This window comes from Bhargavaea sp. GQ12 (assembly GCF_059758705.1).
This window is the reverse complement of sequence record NZ_JCAXEU010000010.1, coordinates 34,004-50,016: the sequence shown is the minus strand read 5'-3', so window position 1 is coordinate 50,016 and position 16,013 is coordinate 34,004. Positions and strand designations below refer to the sequence as shown.

Annotated in this window: 19 protein-coding genes; 2 read left to right on the top strand and 17 right to left on the bottom strand. The window is 54.8% G+C overall.

The window, feature by feature from the left end; all coding sequences use genetic code 11:
* Positions 1-58: 58 nt before the first annotated feature.
* From AC6CHQ_RS10510 to AC6CHQ_RS10500, 3 genes are read right to left on the bottom strand one after another with little or no spacing between them, the layout of a single operon-like run.
* Positions 59-1,039: a D-alanyl-D-alanine carboxypeptidase family protein gene (locus AC6CHQ_RS10510; RefSeq protein WP_251239773.1), complete on the bottom strand. Its 981-nt coding sequence runs from the start codon at positions 1,037-1,039 to the stop codon at positions 59-61.
* A gap of 19 nt (positions 1,040-1,058) precedes the next feature.
* Positions 1,059-1,658, bottom strand: coding sequence for an SMC-Scp complex subunit ScpB (gene scpB / locus AC6CHQ_RS10505; protein ID WP_498081524.1), 600 nt, complete (start codon positions 1,656-1,658; stop codon positions 1,059-1,061).
* Positions 1,659-1,660: 2 nt separating this feature from the next.
* Positions 1,661-2,410 carry a segregation/condensation protein A gene (locus AC6CHQ_RS10500; RefSeq protein ID WP_498081523.1) on the bottom strand — a complete coding sequence of 250 codons (750 nt, stop codon included), beginning with the start codon at positions 2,408-2,410 and terminating at the stop codon, positions 1,661-1,663.
* A gap of 43 nt (positions 2,411-2,453) precedes the next feature.
* Between AC6CHQ_RS10500 and AC6CHQ_RS10495 the strand changes: the two genes are divergently transcribed.
* Entirely contained in the window at positions 2,454-2,966 is a 513-nt protein-coding gene (locus tag AC6CHQ_RS10495; RefSeq protein ID WP_251239770.1) for a DUF309 domain-containing protein, read from the top strand.
* Here the strand turns inward: AC6CHQ_RS10495 and AC6CHQ_RS10490 are convergent.
* From AC6CHQ_RS10490 to AC6CHQ_RS10435, 12 genes are all read right to left on the bottom strand, one after another.
* Positions 2,960-3,331 (bottom strand): GNAT family N-acetyltransferase, encoded by a 372-nt coding sequence (locus AC6CHQ_RS10490; protein ID WP_498081522.1) that lies wholly within the window; start codon positions 3,329-3,331, stop codon positions 2,960-2,962. The two genes, AC6CHQ_RS10495 and AC6CHQ_RS10490, sit on opposite strands and share 7 nt — an antisense overlap.
* Positions 3,332-3,474: 143 nt before the next feature.
* Positions 3,475-4,803 (bottom strand): diaminopimelate decarboxylase, encoded by a 1,329-nt coding sequence (gene lysA, locus AC6CHQ_RS10485; RefSeq protein WP_092048788.1) that lies wholly within the window; start codon positions 4,801-4,803, stop codon positions 3,475-3,477.
* 68 nt (positions 4,804-4,871) lie between these two features.
* Positions 4,872-6,326: a spore germination protein gene (locus AC6CHQ_RS10480; protein WP_251239767.1), complete on the bottom strand. Its 1,455-nt coding sequence runs from the start codon at positions 6,324-6,326 to the stop codon at positions 4,872-4,874.
* On the bottom strand, positions 6,323-7,117 hold the full coding sequence (locus tag AC6CHQ_RS10475; RefSeq protein WP_092048792.1) for a SigF/SigG family RNA polymerase sporulation sigma factor: 795 nt from the start codon (positions 7,115-7,117) through the stop codon (positions 6,323-6,325). The genes AC6CHQ_RS10480 and AC6CHQ_RS10475 overlap by 4 nt, the downstream gene beginning before the upstream one ends.
* A gap of 3 nt (positions 7,118-7,120) precedes the next feature.
* Positions 7,121-7,570: an anti-sigma F factor gene (spoIIAB, locus tag AC6CHQ_RS10470; protein WP_092048794.1), complete on the bottom strand. Its 450-nt coding sequence runs from the start codon at positions 7,568-7,570 to the stop codon at positions 7,121-7,123.
* A complete protein-coding gene (locus AC6CHQ_RS10465; RefSeq protein WP_092048796.1) occupies positions 7,560-7,913 on the bottom strand; it encodes an STAS domain-containing protein in 354 nt (117 codons plus the stop codon). The genes spoIIAB and AC6CHQ_RS10465 overlap by 11 nt, the downstream gene beginning before the upstream one ends.
* Positions 7,914-8,244: 331 nt before the next feature.
* On the bottom strand, positions 8,245-9,546 hold the full coding sequence (locus AC6CHQ_RS10460) for a pyrimidine-nucleoside phosphorylase (protein WP_251240484.1): 1,302 nt from the start codon (positions 9,544-9,546) through the stop codon (positions 8,245-8,247).
* A gap of 16 nt (positions 9,547-9,562) precedes the next feature.
* Positions 9,563-10,747 (bottom strand): phosphopentomutase, encoded by a 1,185-nt coding sequence (gene deoB, locus AC6CHQ_RS10455; protein ID WP_251240483.1) that lies wholly within the window; start codon positions 10,745-10,747, stop codon positions 9,563-9,565.
* An 86-nt stretch (positions 10,748-10,833) separates the two neighbouring features.
* On the bottom strand, positions 10,834-11,736 hold the full coding sequence (xerD, locus tag AC6CHQ_RS10450; RefSeq protein WP_251240482.1) for a site-specific tyrosine recombinase XerD: 903 nt from the start codon (positions 11,734-11,736) through the stop codon (positions 10,834-10,836).
* A 67-nt stretch (positions 11,737-11,803) separates the two neighbouring features.
* On the bottom strand, positions 11,804-12,265 hold the full coding sequence (gene fur, locus AC6CHQ_RS10445) for a ferric iron uptake transcriptional regulator (RefSeq protein ID WP_251240481.1): 462 nt from the start codon (positions 12,263-12,265) through the stop codon (positions 11,804-11,806).
* Positions 12,266-12,365: 100 nt separating this feature from the next.
* Positions 12,366-12,878 carry a hypothetical protein gene (locus tag AC6CHQ_RS10440; RefSeq protein WP_498081521.1) on the bottom strand — a complete coding sequence of 171 codons (513 nt, stop codon included), beginning with the start codon at positions 12,876-12,878 and terminating at the stop codon, positions 12,366-12,368.
* A 54-nt stretch (positions 12,879-12,932) separates the two neighbouring features.
* Positions 12,933-13,481: an NUDIX hydrolase gene (locus AC6CHQ_RS10435; protein ID WP_251240479.1), complete on the bottom strand. Its 549-nt coding sequence runs from the start codon at positions 13,479-13,481 to the stop codon at positions 12,933-12,935.
* 66 nt (positions 13,482-13,547) lie between these two features.
* Between AC6CHQ_RS10435 and AC6CHQ_RS10430 the strand changes: the two genes are divergently transcribed.
* A complete protein-coding gene (locus AC6CHQ_RS10430) occupies positions 13,548-14,450 on the top strand; it encodes an aldo/keto reductase (RefSeq protein ID WP_251240478.1) in 903 nt (300 codons plus the stop codon).
* A 33-nt stretch (positions 14,451-14,483) separates the two neighbouring features.
* Here the strand turns inward: AC6CHQ_RS10430 and AC6CHQ_RS10425 are convergent, their stop codons facing one another.
* A complete protein-coding gene (locus AC6CHQ_RS10425; RefSeq protein WP_251240477.1) occupies positions 14,484-14,735 on the bottom strand; it encodes a YqkE family protein in 252 nt (83 codons plus the stop codon).
* A 22-nt stretch (positions 14,736-14,757) separates the two neighbouring features.
* A complete protein-coding gene (locus AC6CHQ_RS10420; protein WP_251240476.1) occupies positions 14,758-15,942 on the bottom strand; it encodes an acetyl-CoA C-acetyltransferase in 1,185 nt (394 codons plus the stop codon).
* Positions 15,943-16,013 lie beyond the last annotated feature (71 nt).

Genomic DNA, 16,013 nt, shown 5'->3' with positions numbered 1-16,013 from the left:
CAAAATTATGTCACAACCATGGGGAAATGAAAAGAAGACCGCATCGGCAACGAGGCGGTCATCTCCGTTCAATCTTCAGTTTTGCAGCGGCAATCGGCACTCCATCCAGGCGCACCTGCCAAATACCGTCCCCCGCACCGCGAGGAATGATGGCGGCGTGAGAAACATCCTCCATCTCTTTTTCCGAAAGCAGGACCGCAAGCGGCTTCTCGAGCTCTGCGCGGATTCCGGGAAGAACCTGATAGGTTCCTTGTTCCGCGACAATGACTTTTTTATAAGACCGGAAAACTTCCGCAGACAGATTCCGATGGGTGTTCCAGTCATCGCCGTCATTCAGGGTGACAACAATTACCCGTTTGCCATCCTTTTCGAAGAGGGTGGCAAGCGTGCGGCCTGCAGTCTTGGTGAAACCCGTCTTCCCGGCCACCGCCTCCCCCTCGCCACGGACAAGCCGGTGCTTGTTCTGCCAGGCTCCGTCACCGTAATTGTATAGGGTAGTGGAAGAAATTTTTTTCAGGCTATTGTTATCCATTGCATACTTCAGCATAAGCGCCGTTTCGTAGGCCGTCGAGAGATGCAAGTCATCATGAAGGCCCGACGGGTTCGTAAATACCGTACTTTCCAGGCCGGCCAACCGGGCCTTTTCATTCATCATGTCAACAAATCCCTCTACCGATCCCCCCGCGTCTTCGGCCAGCGCGGCCGCTGCATCGTTGCCTGAACGAAGCATCAGCCCATACAGAAGTTTCTCTGCCGAAACTTTTTCGCCGGAACGGAGATAGATGGATGAGCCCTCCTGATTCGAGGCATTTTTGGAAACCGTGACCGCAGCATCTGTCCCGGCCGCATCGATATATGTGAGCGCCGTCCAGATTTTCGTCAGGCTCGCTATGGGCAGACGGGCGTCCTCATTGGCTCCTTTCAGAAGTCTGCCGGTCTCGGCATCGATAACCGCATATGCCTGCGCTGCAGAAGCTGCAGCCGGAAAGGTACAGACAAACAGGAGCACCGCCATTATTGCGGATATCCGCTTTATCAAGGTCCACCGCCTTCCGTCGTTATTCTTCGGATCCTTCTTCATCGAACGTTTCTGTGAAACTCGTCATGAACAGATCCATTTCTTCATCGGCTGCTTCATCGTCCCTGCCGGCGAGCGGAGGAAGATCTTCCAGGCTTGCAAGGCCAAAGTAATCCAGAAAAATATCGGTGGTTCCGTAAAGGATTGCCCTGCCTGTCCCTTGTGCGCGGCCGGCTTCTTTCACCAGCCCCCTCGCCACAAGGGTCTGGATCGGCCGTTCAGACTTCACGCCCCTGATCTCCTCCACTTCGACGCGCGTGATCGGCTGCCGGTACGCGATGATTGCGAGCACTTCCAGGGATGCCTGAGTGAGTGCCTGAGATGTCGGGTTTTCAAGCAGGCGGCGGACCGCATCCGCGTGTTCGGGTTTTGTCGCAAGCCGGAATGTGCCTGCCAATTCCACAACGCGCAGCCCCCTGCCCTCCAGCCTGCACGCCTCATCAATCTGTGCAAGCGCACGCTCAACGGCTTCCCGGTCGCTCTCCGTCAGCTCGGACAGCTGTTTGGCAGTCAGGCCGTCGTCGCCCGCTACGAACAGCAGGCTTTCGACCTGTCCGGCCAGCAGATTTCCATTTTCCAAAACTACAAAACTTCCTTCCTGAGGACGACGGTCAAATCGTCAAAATTCCGTTCCTGCTCGACGGTGATCCGCTGTTGTTTCATCAGTTCCAGCAATGAAAGGAATGTCACCACCAACTCAGAACGTTCGCCTGTTTCGAACAGGTCGGAGAATACGGCCCGGCCCCCGGACCTCCCAAGCCTACCGACCAATTTCTCCATGGTTTCCGCAATGGAAATTTCCTGGCGGGTGACCCTTGTCATAAGAGGCGCCCTAAGTTTTTTGCGTTCCATCATTTTTCGGAAAGCCGCAATCATATCATGGACGTTCAGCCCCTCTTCCGGCAGTGCGGCGGCGGTTCCCTCCGTGAGGGAAGGCTCCGCCGGTTGCCTTGTGAAGCTTTTGCCGCGTTCTTCCCCGTATTCCTTCAGAGTAGCCGCCGCCTCTTTGTACTTCCTGTATTCGATGAGCCGCTCCACAAGCTCGTCCCGGGGGTCCGGACCATCTTCCACAAACTCATCGGTATCCGGAGCCTCTTCTTCGTGTACAGGCAGCAACATTTTGCTCTTGATGGCCAGTAGCGTTGCAGCCATGACGAGGTACTCGCTCATTTCATTCAGTTCCAGCACCTGCATTGTATGGATGTGGTCGATGTACTGGCGGGTCAGTTCTGCCATTGGTATGTCGTAGATATCGATTTCCATCCTGTTGATTAAGTGCAATAATAGGTCGAGGGGGCCTTCAAACGCCTCCAACTTCACTAAATAGGACATGGATTCACCTGCAGTCGATTCTTTGCGGAAGGGAGGAAGATCCGTGGATCCGCTCCATCATCCGCTGTTCATCAAGTTTATTGCGTACTTTAATGAGAATCAAGATTATTTTGAGTGCCACGAAGTTCTGGAAGATTACTGGAATGCTGTTGCACCGCGAGATCGCACCCATCCGCTCGTCGGATATATTCAGACGGCTGTCGCCCTTTATCACTGGCGGCGCGATAACTTCCGCGGCGCCGCCAAACTGTTTGCAAAGGCAGAGCGTCTGCTCCGGGCAGCTCATGAAGAGGAGTCTCCCTTTTCCAAGGGTGTGGACGTTCCTTCCCTTCTCCGGAATATCATCGATGCAAGAAACGCTGTCGAAAAAGAACAGCCTTTTAAGCCGTTCCTTATTGCCGTGGACGACTCCGCGATCCGGTCGGCTGTCATGGAGCTGATCGCGAGCGGAGGTGTCCCTACCCTCACCGGGGCCCGTCTCATTCATAAACATATGCTACGTGACAGGAGCCATATTCTGCTGGAACGCGAAAAAAGGAGGAGCAGTCGTCATTGACGGTCTGCTCCTCCTTTAATAATTTCCTGGCACTTCTCTAGAAACGGCCGGGTGGCTTCCGTCGGGACAATGGTCTTTCCGGGCATGATCGCCGCCAATTTCGAGACCATTTCTTTCCCGACCCCCTCGCCTCTATGCGACGGGTTGACAGAAAGGTGGCAGACGGAGACATTGTCGCCGTCAAACTCTACACCGACCAGGCCGATATAGTCTTCACCCGCTTTCCAAAGATAAAGCTGGCTCTGGTCATCTGTTTCGTATCGTGTGATCGTTTCCTTCAGTTTTTTCACGTCTTTTTCGCCGGGCATGAAGGATAGGAGGCCCATTGCGATTTTTTCAAATGATTTTTTATAGCGCAGTAACATCTTCGGCTCCCTCTTTTCCGTATTCTCCGCTCGCTGTCAGCTTGTCGGAGGCCCGAAATTCGGGGCTACAAAAATCCAGTACACTGCCCCCCAGGCCAGCGCCATCAGCAGGATGACGATGAACAGGAGGATGTTCCTCTTCTTCACCGCACTTCTTCCTTTCCGATGCCGGCTGTCTCCAGCTCAAGGCGGATCAGATCGTCGTATGTTTCACGCCTGATGGCTATACGGTGCTCCCCGTTTTCCGCAAAGACCACTGCCGGACGGGTCATCCGGTTATAGTTGCTCGCCATGGCATAACCATAGGCCCCCGTGCAGAATACTGCGATCAGATCGCCCGCCGCCATGTCAGGAAGCAGTGCCTGCTCGATCAGTCTGTCACCGGATTCACAGCATTTTCCGGCGATCGTATACGCCGAAGTGTGCGGCTCGTCCATACGGAGTGCCGCAGCGGACGAGTAGGTCGCGCCGTAGAGCGCCGGCCGGATATTGTCGCTCATGCCGCCGTCGACGGACAGGTAAGTACGGGTTTCAGGAACTTCCTTTTCGGAACCTGCGGTGTAAAGAGTCGTACCCGCTTCACCGACAAGAGAACGGCCCGGCTCAATCCAGAGCTCAGGAACCGGATAGTCCGATTCCGCAGCGGCTTCCTTGACTGTGCGGATCATGGCGCGCACATATTCCTCAGGTTCGAGCGGATGGTCTTCCTCTGTATAGCGGATCCCGAAACCGCCCCCCAGGTTCAGGACCGTGCATGTGTAGCCGTGCTCCTCCCGCCAAGCCGCAACTTTCCTCATCAGGGAGCCGGCAGCCAGGTTGAATGCCGCCGTATCGAAGATCTGGGAACCGATATGACAATGCAGGCCGAGGACCCGTACGCGGCTGATCCCGGACAGCAGGCGGAATGCCTCGTCCGCCTGACCGTTGTTCAGGTCAAAGCCGAATTTCGAGTCTTCCTGGCCTGTTGTGATGAAGTCGTGTGTATGAGCTTCGATGCCCGGGGTGACACGGATCAGAACATCCATCGGCAGTGACAGCTCTTCGGAGATTTGCCCGATTGTACGGATCTCATGGAAGTTGTCCACCACGATGCAGCCGACACCTTCCCGGAAAGCCATGCGGATCTCATCTTCACTTTTGTTGTTCCCGTGGAAATGAATGCGTTCCGCGGGGTAGCCGGAGCGGATTGCGGTATACAGTTCCCCTCCGGACACAACGTCGAGTGAAAGGCCCTCATCGCGGACAATCCGGAACATCGCAATGCTCGAGAACGCTTTGCTCGCATAGGCGACCTGGCCGCTTACCTCTTCTTCTTCAAATGCTTTCAGGAACGACCGGGCACGGTCCCGGACGAGCGCGATATCATAGACAATCAGCGGGGTACCGTAGATGCGTGCAAGTTCTTCCGCATCGACCCCGCCGATTTCCAGATGTCCGTTGCTGTTAATCTTCTGTGTTCCGTATAGATGCACAAGGCCTCATCCTTCCGGCTTAGTCTATTAAAACTTTACCATGAAGGGGGCGAACGTGCAATCGGCCGTCAACTTCGCTGCCTTCTCGGTGAGTCCGTGATATAAGGTCTCAACGAGCTTCCGATCATCGGATACCGGACAATCACGCGGGCCAGTGCCTTCGGGAAAAACGGTGCGAGAGGCCAGAGATACGGAACGCCCATCGGCTTGATGGAGCAGAGATACCAGAATAGGATGACTCCTCCCGCAAAAAAGCCGGGAGGCCCTGCCAGAGCCGTCAGTATGAGCAGCACCGTTCTGAAAATCTTCGCGGAAATGCTTAGCTCATACGAGGGGATCGCGAATGTTACGACAGCCGTCAGTGCGACATACAGGATGACTTCTGCGGTGAACAGTCCGACGTCGACTGCCATCTGCCCCAGAATTACAGCCGCGATCAGGCCGAGTGCCGTGGACAGAGGCGTCGGGGTATGAATTGCGGCGAGACGCATGAATTCAACTCCAATGTCTGCCGCGATAATCTGGAACAGCAGCGGAATTTCTCCACTCTCCTTCGGCCCGACAAAATCCAGCGCTTTCGGCACGAACTCCGGATGCTTGACAAGCAGATACCAGAACGGAAGTAAAAAGACGGCCATCAGGATCCCGGAAAAGCGGATTGCGCGAACACCTGTTCCGATGAGCGGTGCCTGGCGGAATTCCTCCGCGTGCTGAAGGTGATGAAAAATGGTCACCGGAATGAGGAGGACCGACGGAGACGTATCAACGACAATCGCGATATGGCCTTCCAGCAGATGGGCTGCAGCGATATCCGGCCTTTCGGTAAACCGCACAAACGGTACCGGGTGGAATTTCTGCTTGAACAGCAGCTCTTCCAGCTGTTTGTCCGACATCGTCAGCCCGTCATGATCAATTTCCGCCAGCCGCTTCTTGAGCATGTCGAGATGCTCCTCGCTTGCGACACCTTTAAGATAGCCGATCGCGATATCCGTCCGGCCCCGCTCCGTCACCCGCTGGATTTCAAAACGCAGCTGAGGATCACGAAGACGCCTTCTGATAAGGGCGGTATTCAGGATGATATTTTCCGTGAATCCGTCCCTCGAACCCCGGATGACCTTTTCGTTGTCCGGTTCTTCCGGCTGCCTCCCGGGATACTCACGGACATCTGCCTGGAATACGGAACCGTCCTCCATGATAAAAATCAGCTGACCGCTCAGGATCGAGTTGATCATGGCATTTTTGTCCTTGGCCGGTTCGACGGCATGGAACGGGAAATAAGTCAGGAAATTTTCCCGGTTGATTTTCTCTTCCAACTCATCCCACACATCCGACATCTGAATCGAAGTCAGGAGCTGTGTCGTGACATCCGAGCCGATCAAGCCATTCATAAAGACGATCGTGGCGGGCTCCCGCCGGATATGGATGTCCAGCATGACGAAATCATAAGTTTCACCCTTGCCGAACAATCCGCCCAGCTCTTCTTTTGCCAGTTCTCTGCTGTCATATAGCCTTTCGATCGTCACCCTTCTCCTTTCGACTCCACCGGCTCCTTGACGAGGTCGGGCCTCATATACGATTTCATCTTCGAAAGAATCTTCTTTTCAAGCCGCGAAACCTGCACTTGGGAAATTCCCAGCCGCTCTGCGATGTCACTTTGCGTGCAGTCCATATAAAACCTCATGATGATGATCGTCCGGTCCCTCGGGTCAAGCCTTGAGATGATATCTTTTAGCGGAATGTGCTCAAACCCTTTTTCCGAACGTTCGTCACGGACCTGGTCCATCAGTGTGACCGAGTCCCCCTCGCCTTCATACAGCTGTTCCTGGAGAGACGCCGGGTCCTTCATCGCGTCCATTGCGACGATGACATCTGAAACGGGAACTTCCAGGACCGCAGCGATTTCTGAAATGGTCGGGGAGCGCTCATGTTCTTTCAGGAAGTCATCGGTCGCATGACGGATCTTGAAGTTCAGTTCCCTGATTGACCGGCTTACTTTGACCATGCCGTCATCGCGGAGAAAGCGCTGGATCTCCCCGATGATCATCGGAACGGCATATGTTGAGAACTTGACTTCAAAACTCAGGTCGAACTTGTCGACCGCCTTCAGCAGCCCGATGCAGCCAATCTGGTAAAGATCGTCCAGCTCCACACCCCTCGATGAAAAGCGTTGTACGATGGACCAGACGAGCCTCGTATTGCCCTCGACCATGACCCGCCGGGCCTCGGAGTTTCCGGACTGGGCTTCCTGAATCAGTTCTCTCATCGTCTCCTGTGTCAAGAGTGGCGGTTTTCGCTGTTCTACATGCTCCTGCATCCGTCATCCCACCGACGAGCAGGCTTCCTGCACGGGAGAGAATTTTTTCTTGAAGGTGACGGTGGTTCCGCTGCCCCGGCGGGAATCGACCGTCAGATTGTCCGTGAAGCTCTCCATGATCGTAAAGCCCATCCCTGAACGCTCACGTTCGGGCTTGGATGTGTACATCGGCTGCATCGCCTCTTCCACATTATCGATCCCGCCGCCTTCGTCGCTGATGGTGACGGTCACTTCCCTTCCGTCCAGGATGGCATGAACCCGGACGATTCCGGTGCGCTGCTCCTCATACCCGTGAATGATGGCATTCGTCACCGCTTCCGAGATGACCGTCTTGTACTCCGAGATTTCCTCCAGTGTCGGATCAAGCGGCGCCACAAAGAAGGTGAGTGTCATGCGGGCCAGTGCTTCGTTTTCACTGATCGCAGCAAACGATAGCGTCATTTCATTTTCCATGAAGGATCCCTCCCAACCGTTTCATCGCGTCTTCTTCCGTGCCTTCCGCCAAGTGGCTGCCCAATCCTGAAAGTTCGAACATTTTTCGCATCGTCGGTGATGGGTTCAGGATAACCGTCCCTCCATCGACCGCACCGAGATCCCTCATCCGCCCCAGAATCAGTCCGATGCCTGCACTGTCCATGAACTGAAGGTTCCCGAGATCCCAAATGATGCCTGTCGCCTTCCCCCCAAAAATCAGCCTGCTGACTTCCCGTTTAATGCTGTCCGCTGTATGGTGATCCAATTCTCCTGCTGGGCGGACAATTACAATCCCGCCTGGTGCCAATGTCATATGATTCATATGGATGCCCCCTTTTGGCTCGTAATTCAACGGCCGCCTCCCGGACTCCTTGCACTCGACGAAACTAGTGGAAATCCGGCAAATTTCGGCCACGGCAGCCTTCGCCGTCCAAGCCTGCCCTTCGGGAAACGGTTTTATACGTGGAAATAACAGTTATGGAAATGCATTTTGTAATTGATTGGTCCGACTGTTCCTTCGAACTTTCTTAACTCTCAGACGCCCACTCTTAACGCTCGGGACAGTTTTCCTAATTATCGGAGCAGAATCTTCGGATACATAAAAAAACACTCCGGAAAGGTCTCTTTCCGGAGTGTTTGCTGGATGGAATGATTTATTGGATATCACCGTGGATGAGCGCAGGTGCGTCTGCTTTTTCTGAACCGACGATAATGTGCTCTCTGAGCATGCCAATCGCGGTTTCGGTGCCTTTGCCATTTGTATGGATCTCAGCAAGCGGTTCACCTTTCTTAACAGCATCTCCAACCTTTTTCTTCAGGACGATTCCGACGCCGAGGTCAATTTGTTCATCCTTGGTCGCGCGCCCCGCTCCCAGGTGCATCGCAGCAAGACCGATGTCATCAGCGCCGATGGACTGGACATAACCATCCGCCTCGGCTTGGAACTCGATCACTTCAGATGCCGACGGAAGCTTTGAAGGGTCATCCACAATTTCCGGATTGCCGCCTTGTGCCTCAATAAACTTGCGGAACAGGGCAAGTGCCGAACCGTCGCTGATCGCTTGTTGGATCATGCTTTCCGCTTCTTCGATGCTTCCGGCTTTTCCTCCCGCTACGACCATGCGGCTGCCAAGCTCGATGCAGAGCCGGGTGAGATCCTCCGGCCCTTCGCCTTTCAGCGTCTCGATCGCCTCTTTCACTTCGAGCGCGTTGCCTATTGCGTAGCCGAGCGGCTGGCTCATATCCGAGATGACCGCCATCGTCTTGCGTCCGACGGCATTGCCGATGCCCACCATTGCTTCGGCGAGCCTTCTGGCATCTTCTTCGGTCTTCATGAACGCTCCTTCGCCCGTCTTGACGTCGAGGACGATGGCATCCGCTCCCGCAGCGATTTTCTTGCTCATGATTGAACTTGCAATCAGCGGGATGCTGTCCACAGTCGCGGTCACATCTCTGAGCGCATACAGCTTTTTGTCCGCCGGAGTAAGGTTTCCGCTTTGGCCGATCACTGCGAGCTTCAGGCTGTTCACCTGGTCAGCGAACTGTTTTTCAGTCAGTTCGATATGGAAGCCGTCAATCGATTCAAGCTTGTCCAGTGTTCCGCCGGTGTGGCCGAGTCCGCGTCCGCTCATCTTGGCGACCGGCACGCCGCAGGCCGCAACCATCGGGCCCAGGATGAGTGTCGTAGTGTCACCCACTCCTCCTGTGGAGTGCTTGTCGACAAGCGTGCCCTCTATTCCCGAAAGGTCGATCCGATCACCCGAATCCACCATTGCTTCAGTAAGCAATGCCTGCTCTTCTTCAACCATTCCTTCGAAGTAGATGGCCATCAGCAGGGCGCTCGCCTGATAGTCAGGTACCGAATCATCCGTAATTCCAGAGATGAAGAACCGGATCTCCTCTTCCGATAGTCTGCCGCCGTCTCTTTTCTTTGTGATAATGTCAACCATTCTCATGTCTGTCCACCCGCTTTCATTTCAAAACTGGAAGGTAGCTTTTGCCGAACTCCGGTTTCTTCACGCCGAAGTTTTCTGCAACTGTCGCACCGACTGAGGCAAAAGTTTCCTGCAGAGGCAGCTCTCCTCCTGCATTGAATCTCGGGGAAGCCATGATGATCGGTACAAACTCCCGCGTATGATCGCTTCCCGGAGCTGTCGGGTCATTGCCGTGGTCCGCCGTGATGATCAGCAGGTCATCTTCGCCAAGGGCACCCATAATCTCCGGCAGCCTCGCGTCGAATTCGGCAAGCGCGTTTCCGTAGCCTTCCGGATCGCGGCGATGGCCGAAAAGCGCATCGAAATCAACCAGGTTCGTAAACGACAGCCCTTCAAAATCACGGTCCATCACTTCGAGCAGCTTGTCTACGCCGTCCATATTGGATGACGTCCTGACCGAATCGGTCACGCCTTCACCATTGAAAATATCTGAGATTTTGCCGACTGCGATAACTTGAAAACCGCCATCCTGAAGCTCATTCATGACCGTGCGGCCAAATGGCTTAAGAGCGTAGTCGTGCCTGTTTGTTGTCCGGGTGAAATTGCCCGGTTCCCCGATGAACGGCCTGGCAATGACCCGGCCGACAAGGTATTCCGGCTTTAGGGTAATCTCTCTTGCGATCTCGCAGATTTCATAGAGTTCCTCGATCGGGATGACGCCTTCGTGTGCAGCAATCTGCAGCACCGGATCCGCCGACGTATAGACAATGAGACCGCCGGACTCCATGTGCAGCGGGCCGAGCTCGTCAATGATGGCTGTGCCGCTTGCCGGCTTGTTTCCGATCACCTTGCGGCCGGTCCGCTCCTCCAGTTCCTTCACAAGCCCTTCAGGGAAGCCATCCGGATATACCTTGAATGGCTTATCGATGTTCAGGCCCATGATTTCCCAATGCCCGGTCATTGTATCTTTGCCGACCGAGGCTTCCTGCATACGGCCAAAATAGCCGGCCGGGTTGTCCGCAGCCTCAAGTCCTTTTAGAGGACGGATATTGGCCAGGCCGAGGCCTGCCATGTTCGGCATATTGAGTCCGCCGGTCGCCTCGGCGATATGGCCGAGCGTATCTGATCCTTCGTCACCGAAATCAACGGCATCCGGTGCTTCGCCGATGCCTACAGAATCAAGTACGATCAGATGAATTCGTTTAAATGGTTGCGCTGTCATTGTCGCATAACCTCCTTGGCACTACGTATACCCTTTACAAGAATACTGTACCACAAATCAGAGGTCTGACGTCACATTTTCCCGCATCATGCCCGAGGATGAAATTTGCTGTAAACGTCTTTAAGCCGATTCTTGCTGACGTGGGTGTAAATTTGTGTCGTCGAGATGTCGGCATGACCGAGCATTTCCTGGATCGCACGCAAATCGGCACCATTTTCCACCAGATGTGTAGCAAATGAATGCCGCAGAATGTGCGGTGTGAGTTCTTTTGTGATCCCGGCCTTTCGGGCATGCTGATTTAATAGTTTCCAGACCCCTTGGCGGGTCAGACGTCCGCCCCTCGCATTGACGAACAGCGCGTCCTGGGCACGGTCCCCTTTCAGCATCGACGGCCTCGCCTGGCCAATATATTCAGTGATGGCGTCAACCGCTGTTCTTCCAAGCGGGACAATGCGCTCCTTGCCGCCTTTTCCAAACACACGGGCAAATCCCATCGAAAGATGGACATCTCCAGTATTAATCCCTATGCATTCGCTGACCCGCATGCCGGTCCCGTACAGCATTTCCAGCATCGCCCGGTCCCGCACGCCCGCGGGTTTGGAACGGTCCGGGGCCGCGATAAGCGAATCGACTTCCCCGACAGACAGCACACGCGGCAGTTTCATCTCGAGCTTCGGCAGGTCCAGCTGGATTGTCGGGTCGGCGGAGGTAATCCGCTCCCTCACCAGAAACTGATGGAAAGAGCGGATGGAAGATATATGCCGGGAGATCGTCCGGGGTGACTTGCCGGATTCTTCCAGGACTTGCAGATAGCGCAGGATATCAGGTCGCGATACGCTGTCCAGGCTGCCGGGCTGCTCCACCTTTTCCAGATGGCGGATATATCCGAGCAGGTCCCTTTTGTACGATCCGATCGTGTTATCCGCCAGCTGGCGCTCGACTCTGAGAAAATGCAGGTAGTCGTTCAGCGCATCTTCCGCCTCTTTCATGTTCTATCTCCTTTCTGTTTTTACCAATATGAAAAAAGGACAGCTTTCGCCATCCTGTCCATTTCTGTTATTCCTGTTCGTTTTCTTTTGCTTCTCCGCTGCAGCGGCTGCAGATACCGTGGAAAGTAAGCCTGTGATCCTTGATCCGGAAGTTCCAACGGTCTTCGACGATCTGCTCGACGTCACCCAACAGGTCTTCCTGGATCTCATCCACCGCGCCGCACTCGATGCAGACCAGATGGTGATGGAAATGGGCAGCGCCTTCCTGCCGCAGATCAAAACGGGAAACTCCGTCTCCAAAGTTGATTTTGTCAACGACTTTCAGTTCGGTCAGCAGCTCCAATGTCCGGTATACTGTCGCCAGCCCGATTTCGGGCGACTTATCCTTGACGAGCAGATAGACATCCTCTGCGCTGAGATGGTCTTCCTCATGCTCCAGCAGTACAGTGACCGTGGCTTCGCGCTGGGGCGTCAGTTTGTATTTAGCATTGTGGAGCTGCTTTTTTATGCGTTCAATCCGGCTTTCCATGAGACGCCCCCCTCAAACTGTCCCTATTATATCAACCTGTTCGGATGGTTACAAGAGTTCCAGTTATTTAACAACAATCATTACAATATGATAATCATTTTCAATTAACAAGGAATATGAACACCCCGATCTCCGCTGCGAGTATGGCAGCGGACAGGGCCGCGATTCTGATTACCGCCTCTTTCCTGTGCCTGCTGAAATAATTCTTCAGCATGAACGGGGGGGAAAGGTTCATGCAGAACAGGGTGAACAGCAGTGTCAGAAGCAACTGTGCCGGAAACCACCACGCCGCGTAGAAAGTGAGCGCCCCTTCCTGGCTGATCAGATAAGTCGAAGCAAAACCGAAGAAAACCGCCCTCAGGCCGGCGATGAACATGACCGCATGCCGGAGCGCGGCGTGGGATGCCAGGAACAGGGCAAGCACATGAAACGCCAGAAAAGAAAGCAGTGCACGATACGGCTTTGCCGGATCCGCGAGGTCGAGCCGCGGATCAAGGAATACGGTTACCGTTTCCGCCATGCCCGCTTCCGCAAAGCGGAACAGGATGGTCCCGCCCGTAAACCCGATGATGAGTAGTGTAAGCAGGTAAAGAAAAGGGAGCGATCGCTGCATGGGCTGCACCTCCGGAGGATTTGTACAACCTATGCCTGTCCGCTCCCCGACATGTCATTTCCCTATCCCCGCCCGCTCCGCCCATAAAATGGAGAAAGCGGTCTTTGCGTCACGGATCTTTCCCTGATCCAGCATCGCTGCCGCCTCCTCTACAGGAATTTCAAGCAGCTCGACAAACTCATCTTCATCACCGGCTGCCGGATTGTCGATTTTCCGGAGCCCGGTGGCGGCAAACAAGTGAATCGTTTCATCTGCAAAACCCGGAGAGGTAGCAAATGTCGTCACCAGCTCCAGGTTCCCGCATGCATAGCCGGTCTCCTCTTCCAATTCCCTTCGGGCCGTTACTTCGGGTGCTTCACCGGGTTCGAGCTTCCCTGCAGGCACTTCAAGAAGTGTCGTTCCGAGCGCCTTCCGGTACTGTTCAACCATGACAAGCTTGCCATCATCGGTGATCGGGATCAGCGCGACAGCCCCAGGGTGCCGGACGAGTTCCCTTTTCGCGGGCTTACCGTCCGGCAGGATGACATCATCGATTTCAAGACGGATAATCTTGCCGTCGTAGATTGTCTCCGTATGTACCGTCCGTTCCTCAAACTTATCCATTGGACCATCCCTTTCTGTTGGTCGTCTTAGCGCATTCATTATACTATGGATTCGGGAGGGGATACGATGAAGACACGGAAACTCGGAAAAACAGGTCCGGACATTTCAGAAATCGGTCTCGGATGCATGTCGCTTCCGGACGATGCTTTGCAGGCGGAACGGATTGTCTCGGCCGCTCTCGATGCGGGCATCAATTATTTTGACACGGCGGATCTGTATATGAAGGGACGGAATGAGGAACTGCTCGGCAAGGCGCTCGGAAGCCGGCGGGCGGACATTGTCCTTGCCACAAAGGTCGGCAACCGGTGGACAGACGGGAAAGACGGGTGGGAATGGGACCCATCTCCTGCGCATATCCGGAAATCCGTCAGGGATAGCCTGAAGCGGCTCGGCACCGACTATATTGATGTGTACCAGCTCCATGGCGGGACGGCCGATGATGACCTGGAAGCCGTGATCGACGTATTCGAAGAACTGAAGAGGGAAGGACTGATCCGCCATTACGGAATTTCGTCCATCCGTCCGAATGTATTCCTGCCTTTTCTAAAAAACAGCTCCGCAGTTTCGAATATGATGCAGTACAGCCTGCTAGACCGCCGGCCGGAGGAATGGCTCGGCGACATCAGCAGGGCGGGCGCATCGGTCGTCGCACGCGGGCCACTAGCCAAAGGCCTGCTGACAGCCGAGTCTGAACAACGGGCGGAACAAATGGACGGTTACCTCTCGTTCACTTCCGGTGAACTCCGTGAACTGTCGGCTCAATTCCGGCTGCTTCCGGGCAATCTCCATGGGGCGGCTCTCGGTTTTGTACTGGAAAACAAAACAGTGGCTTCCGCCATCACAGGTGCCAGCAGTGAAGAGCAGCTCAAAGAAACCCTCCGGGCCTATGACAATCTGCCGGACAGTGACACTGTTCGGGCATATGCCGCCCTGACAACCGAACAGCAATATGAAAAGCACCGGGAATGATTTCCCGGTGCTTCCCTGTATTCATCAGTTCCGTCAATACTTGGACGGTCCGTCGCCGTATTTTTCCAGCAATTCACCGAACGACATGTTCTTTTCCCGATCACGGCGTTCTTTTGCCTTCTGGGCGAGGCGTTTTTCCTCTTCTTCCTTTTCGTTTCTGAGAAGAGCCTGCTTTGCCTCTTTAAGCTTGTCCAGCGTATCTCCGCCCAGACTGTCGGCGAGAGTCGGACGGCTGTCCTGCTTTGTGGCAGCCGGCTTACGCTGTTGTGGCTTCTTTTTGGCCATCGAGTCACCTTCTTCCTAAAGTTCAGGGACGGCGCACTACCGTCGCGACACCCTGTCCGCCCCCGATGCAGAGGGTGGCAAGGCCGGTCTTTGCGTCCCGCCGCTTCATTTCATGAAGCAGGCTGACAAGTATCCTGGCACCGCTCGCGCCGATCGGGTGTCCGAGTGCAATCGCGCCGCCGTTCACATTCAGTTTATCATGATCGAACCCAAGTTCACGGTCGACGGCAATGGACTGGGCTGCAAACGCCTCGTTCGCTTCGACCAGGTCCATGTCCTTCAGCTCCAGCCCTGCTTTTCCAAGCGCATTTTTCACTGCCTGGACGGGGCCGATTCCCATCACGGCAGGATCCACGCCGGCATTGCCATTTGCCGCAATGACCGCGAGCGGCTCAATGCCCAGCTCTTCCGCCTTCTCCCCGGACATCACGACAAACGCTGCTGCACCGTCGTTTATTCCGGAAGCATTTCCTGCAGTGACACTGCCCTCTTTTTTGAACGCCGGGCGGAGCTTCGCCAATTTCTCCGCCGTGGAACCAGCTTTCACGTGCTCATCCGTGTCAAAGACAATCGGATCTCCTTTGCGCTGCGGGATTTCAACAGGCACGATTTCATCCTTGAAACGGCCGGCTTCAATAGCAACAGCTGCCCGTTCCTGTGATCGTGCCGCAAACTCGTCCTGCTCTTCTCTGCTGATGCCGTAGCGGTCGCACAGGTTTTCAGCGGTGATGCCCATATGATAATCGTTGAACGCGCACCAGAGACCATCCGAAATCATGCTGTCGATCAGCTTCTGGTCACCCATCTTAAAGCCGTCACGCGCGCCTTTGAGAAGATGAGGCGCCTGGCTCATGTTTTCCATTCCGCCCGCCACGATGACATCCGCGTCTCCCGCCTTGATCGCCTGTGCAGCCAAGTGGACCGCCTTTAATCCGGAACCGCATACTTTATTGATTGTCAATGACGGTACAGTCTCCGGAAGGCCCGCCTTGATCGATGCCTGACGGGCCGGGTTTTGCCCGAGTCCTGCCTGGAGCACATTCCCCATGATGACTTCATCGACATGCTCCCCGCCCACTCCCGCGCGGGAAAGTGCCTCACGGATCGCGATGCCACCAAGCTCTGTTGCCGGAATATCTTTAAGCGACCCCAGGAATGTCCCGATCGCTGTCCGGACAGCGCTTACAATTACCACTTCTTTTGTCATTTCCCCATGTCCCCTTTCCATTCATCATGCTTCTTGCCTTGCCCCGCCCCGTCCTCATCCTTACAATGAGA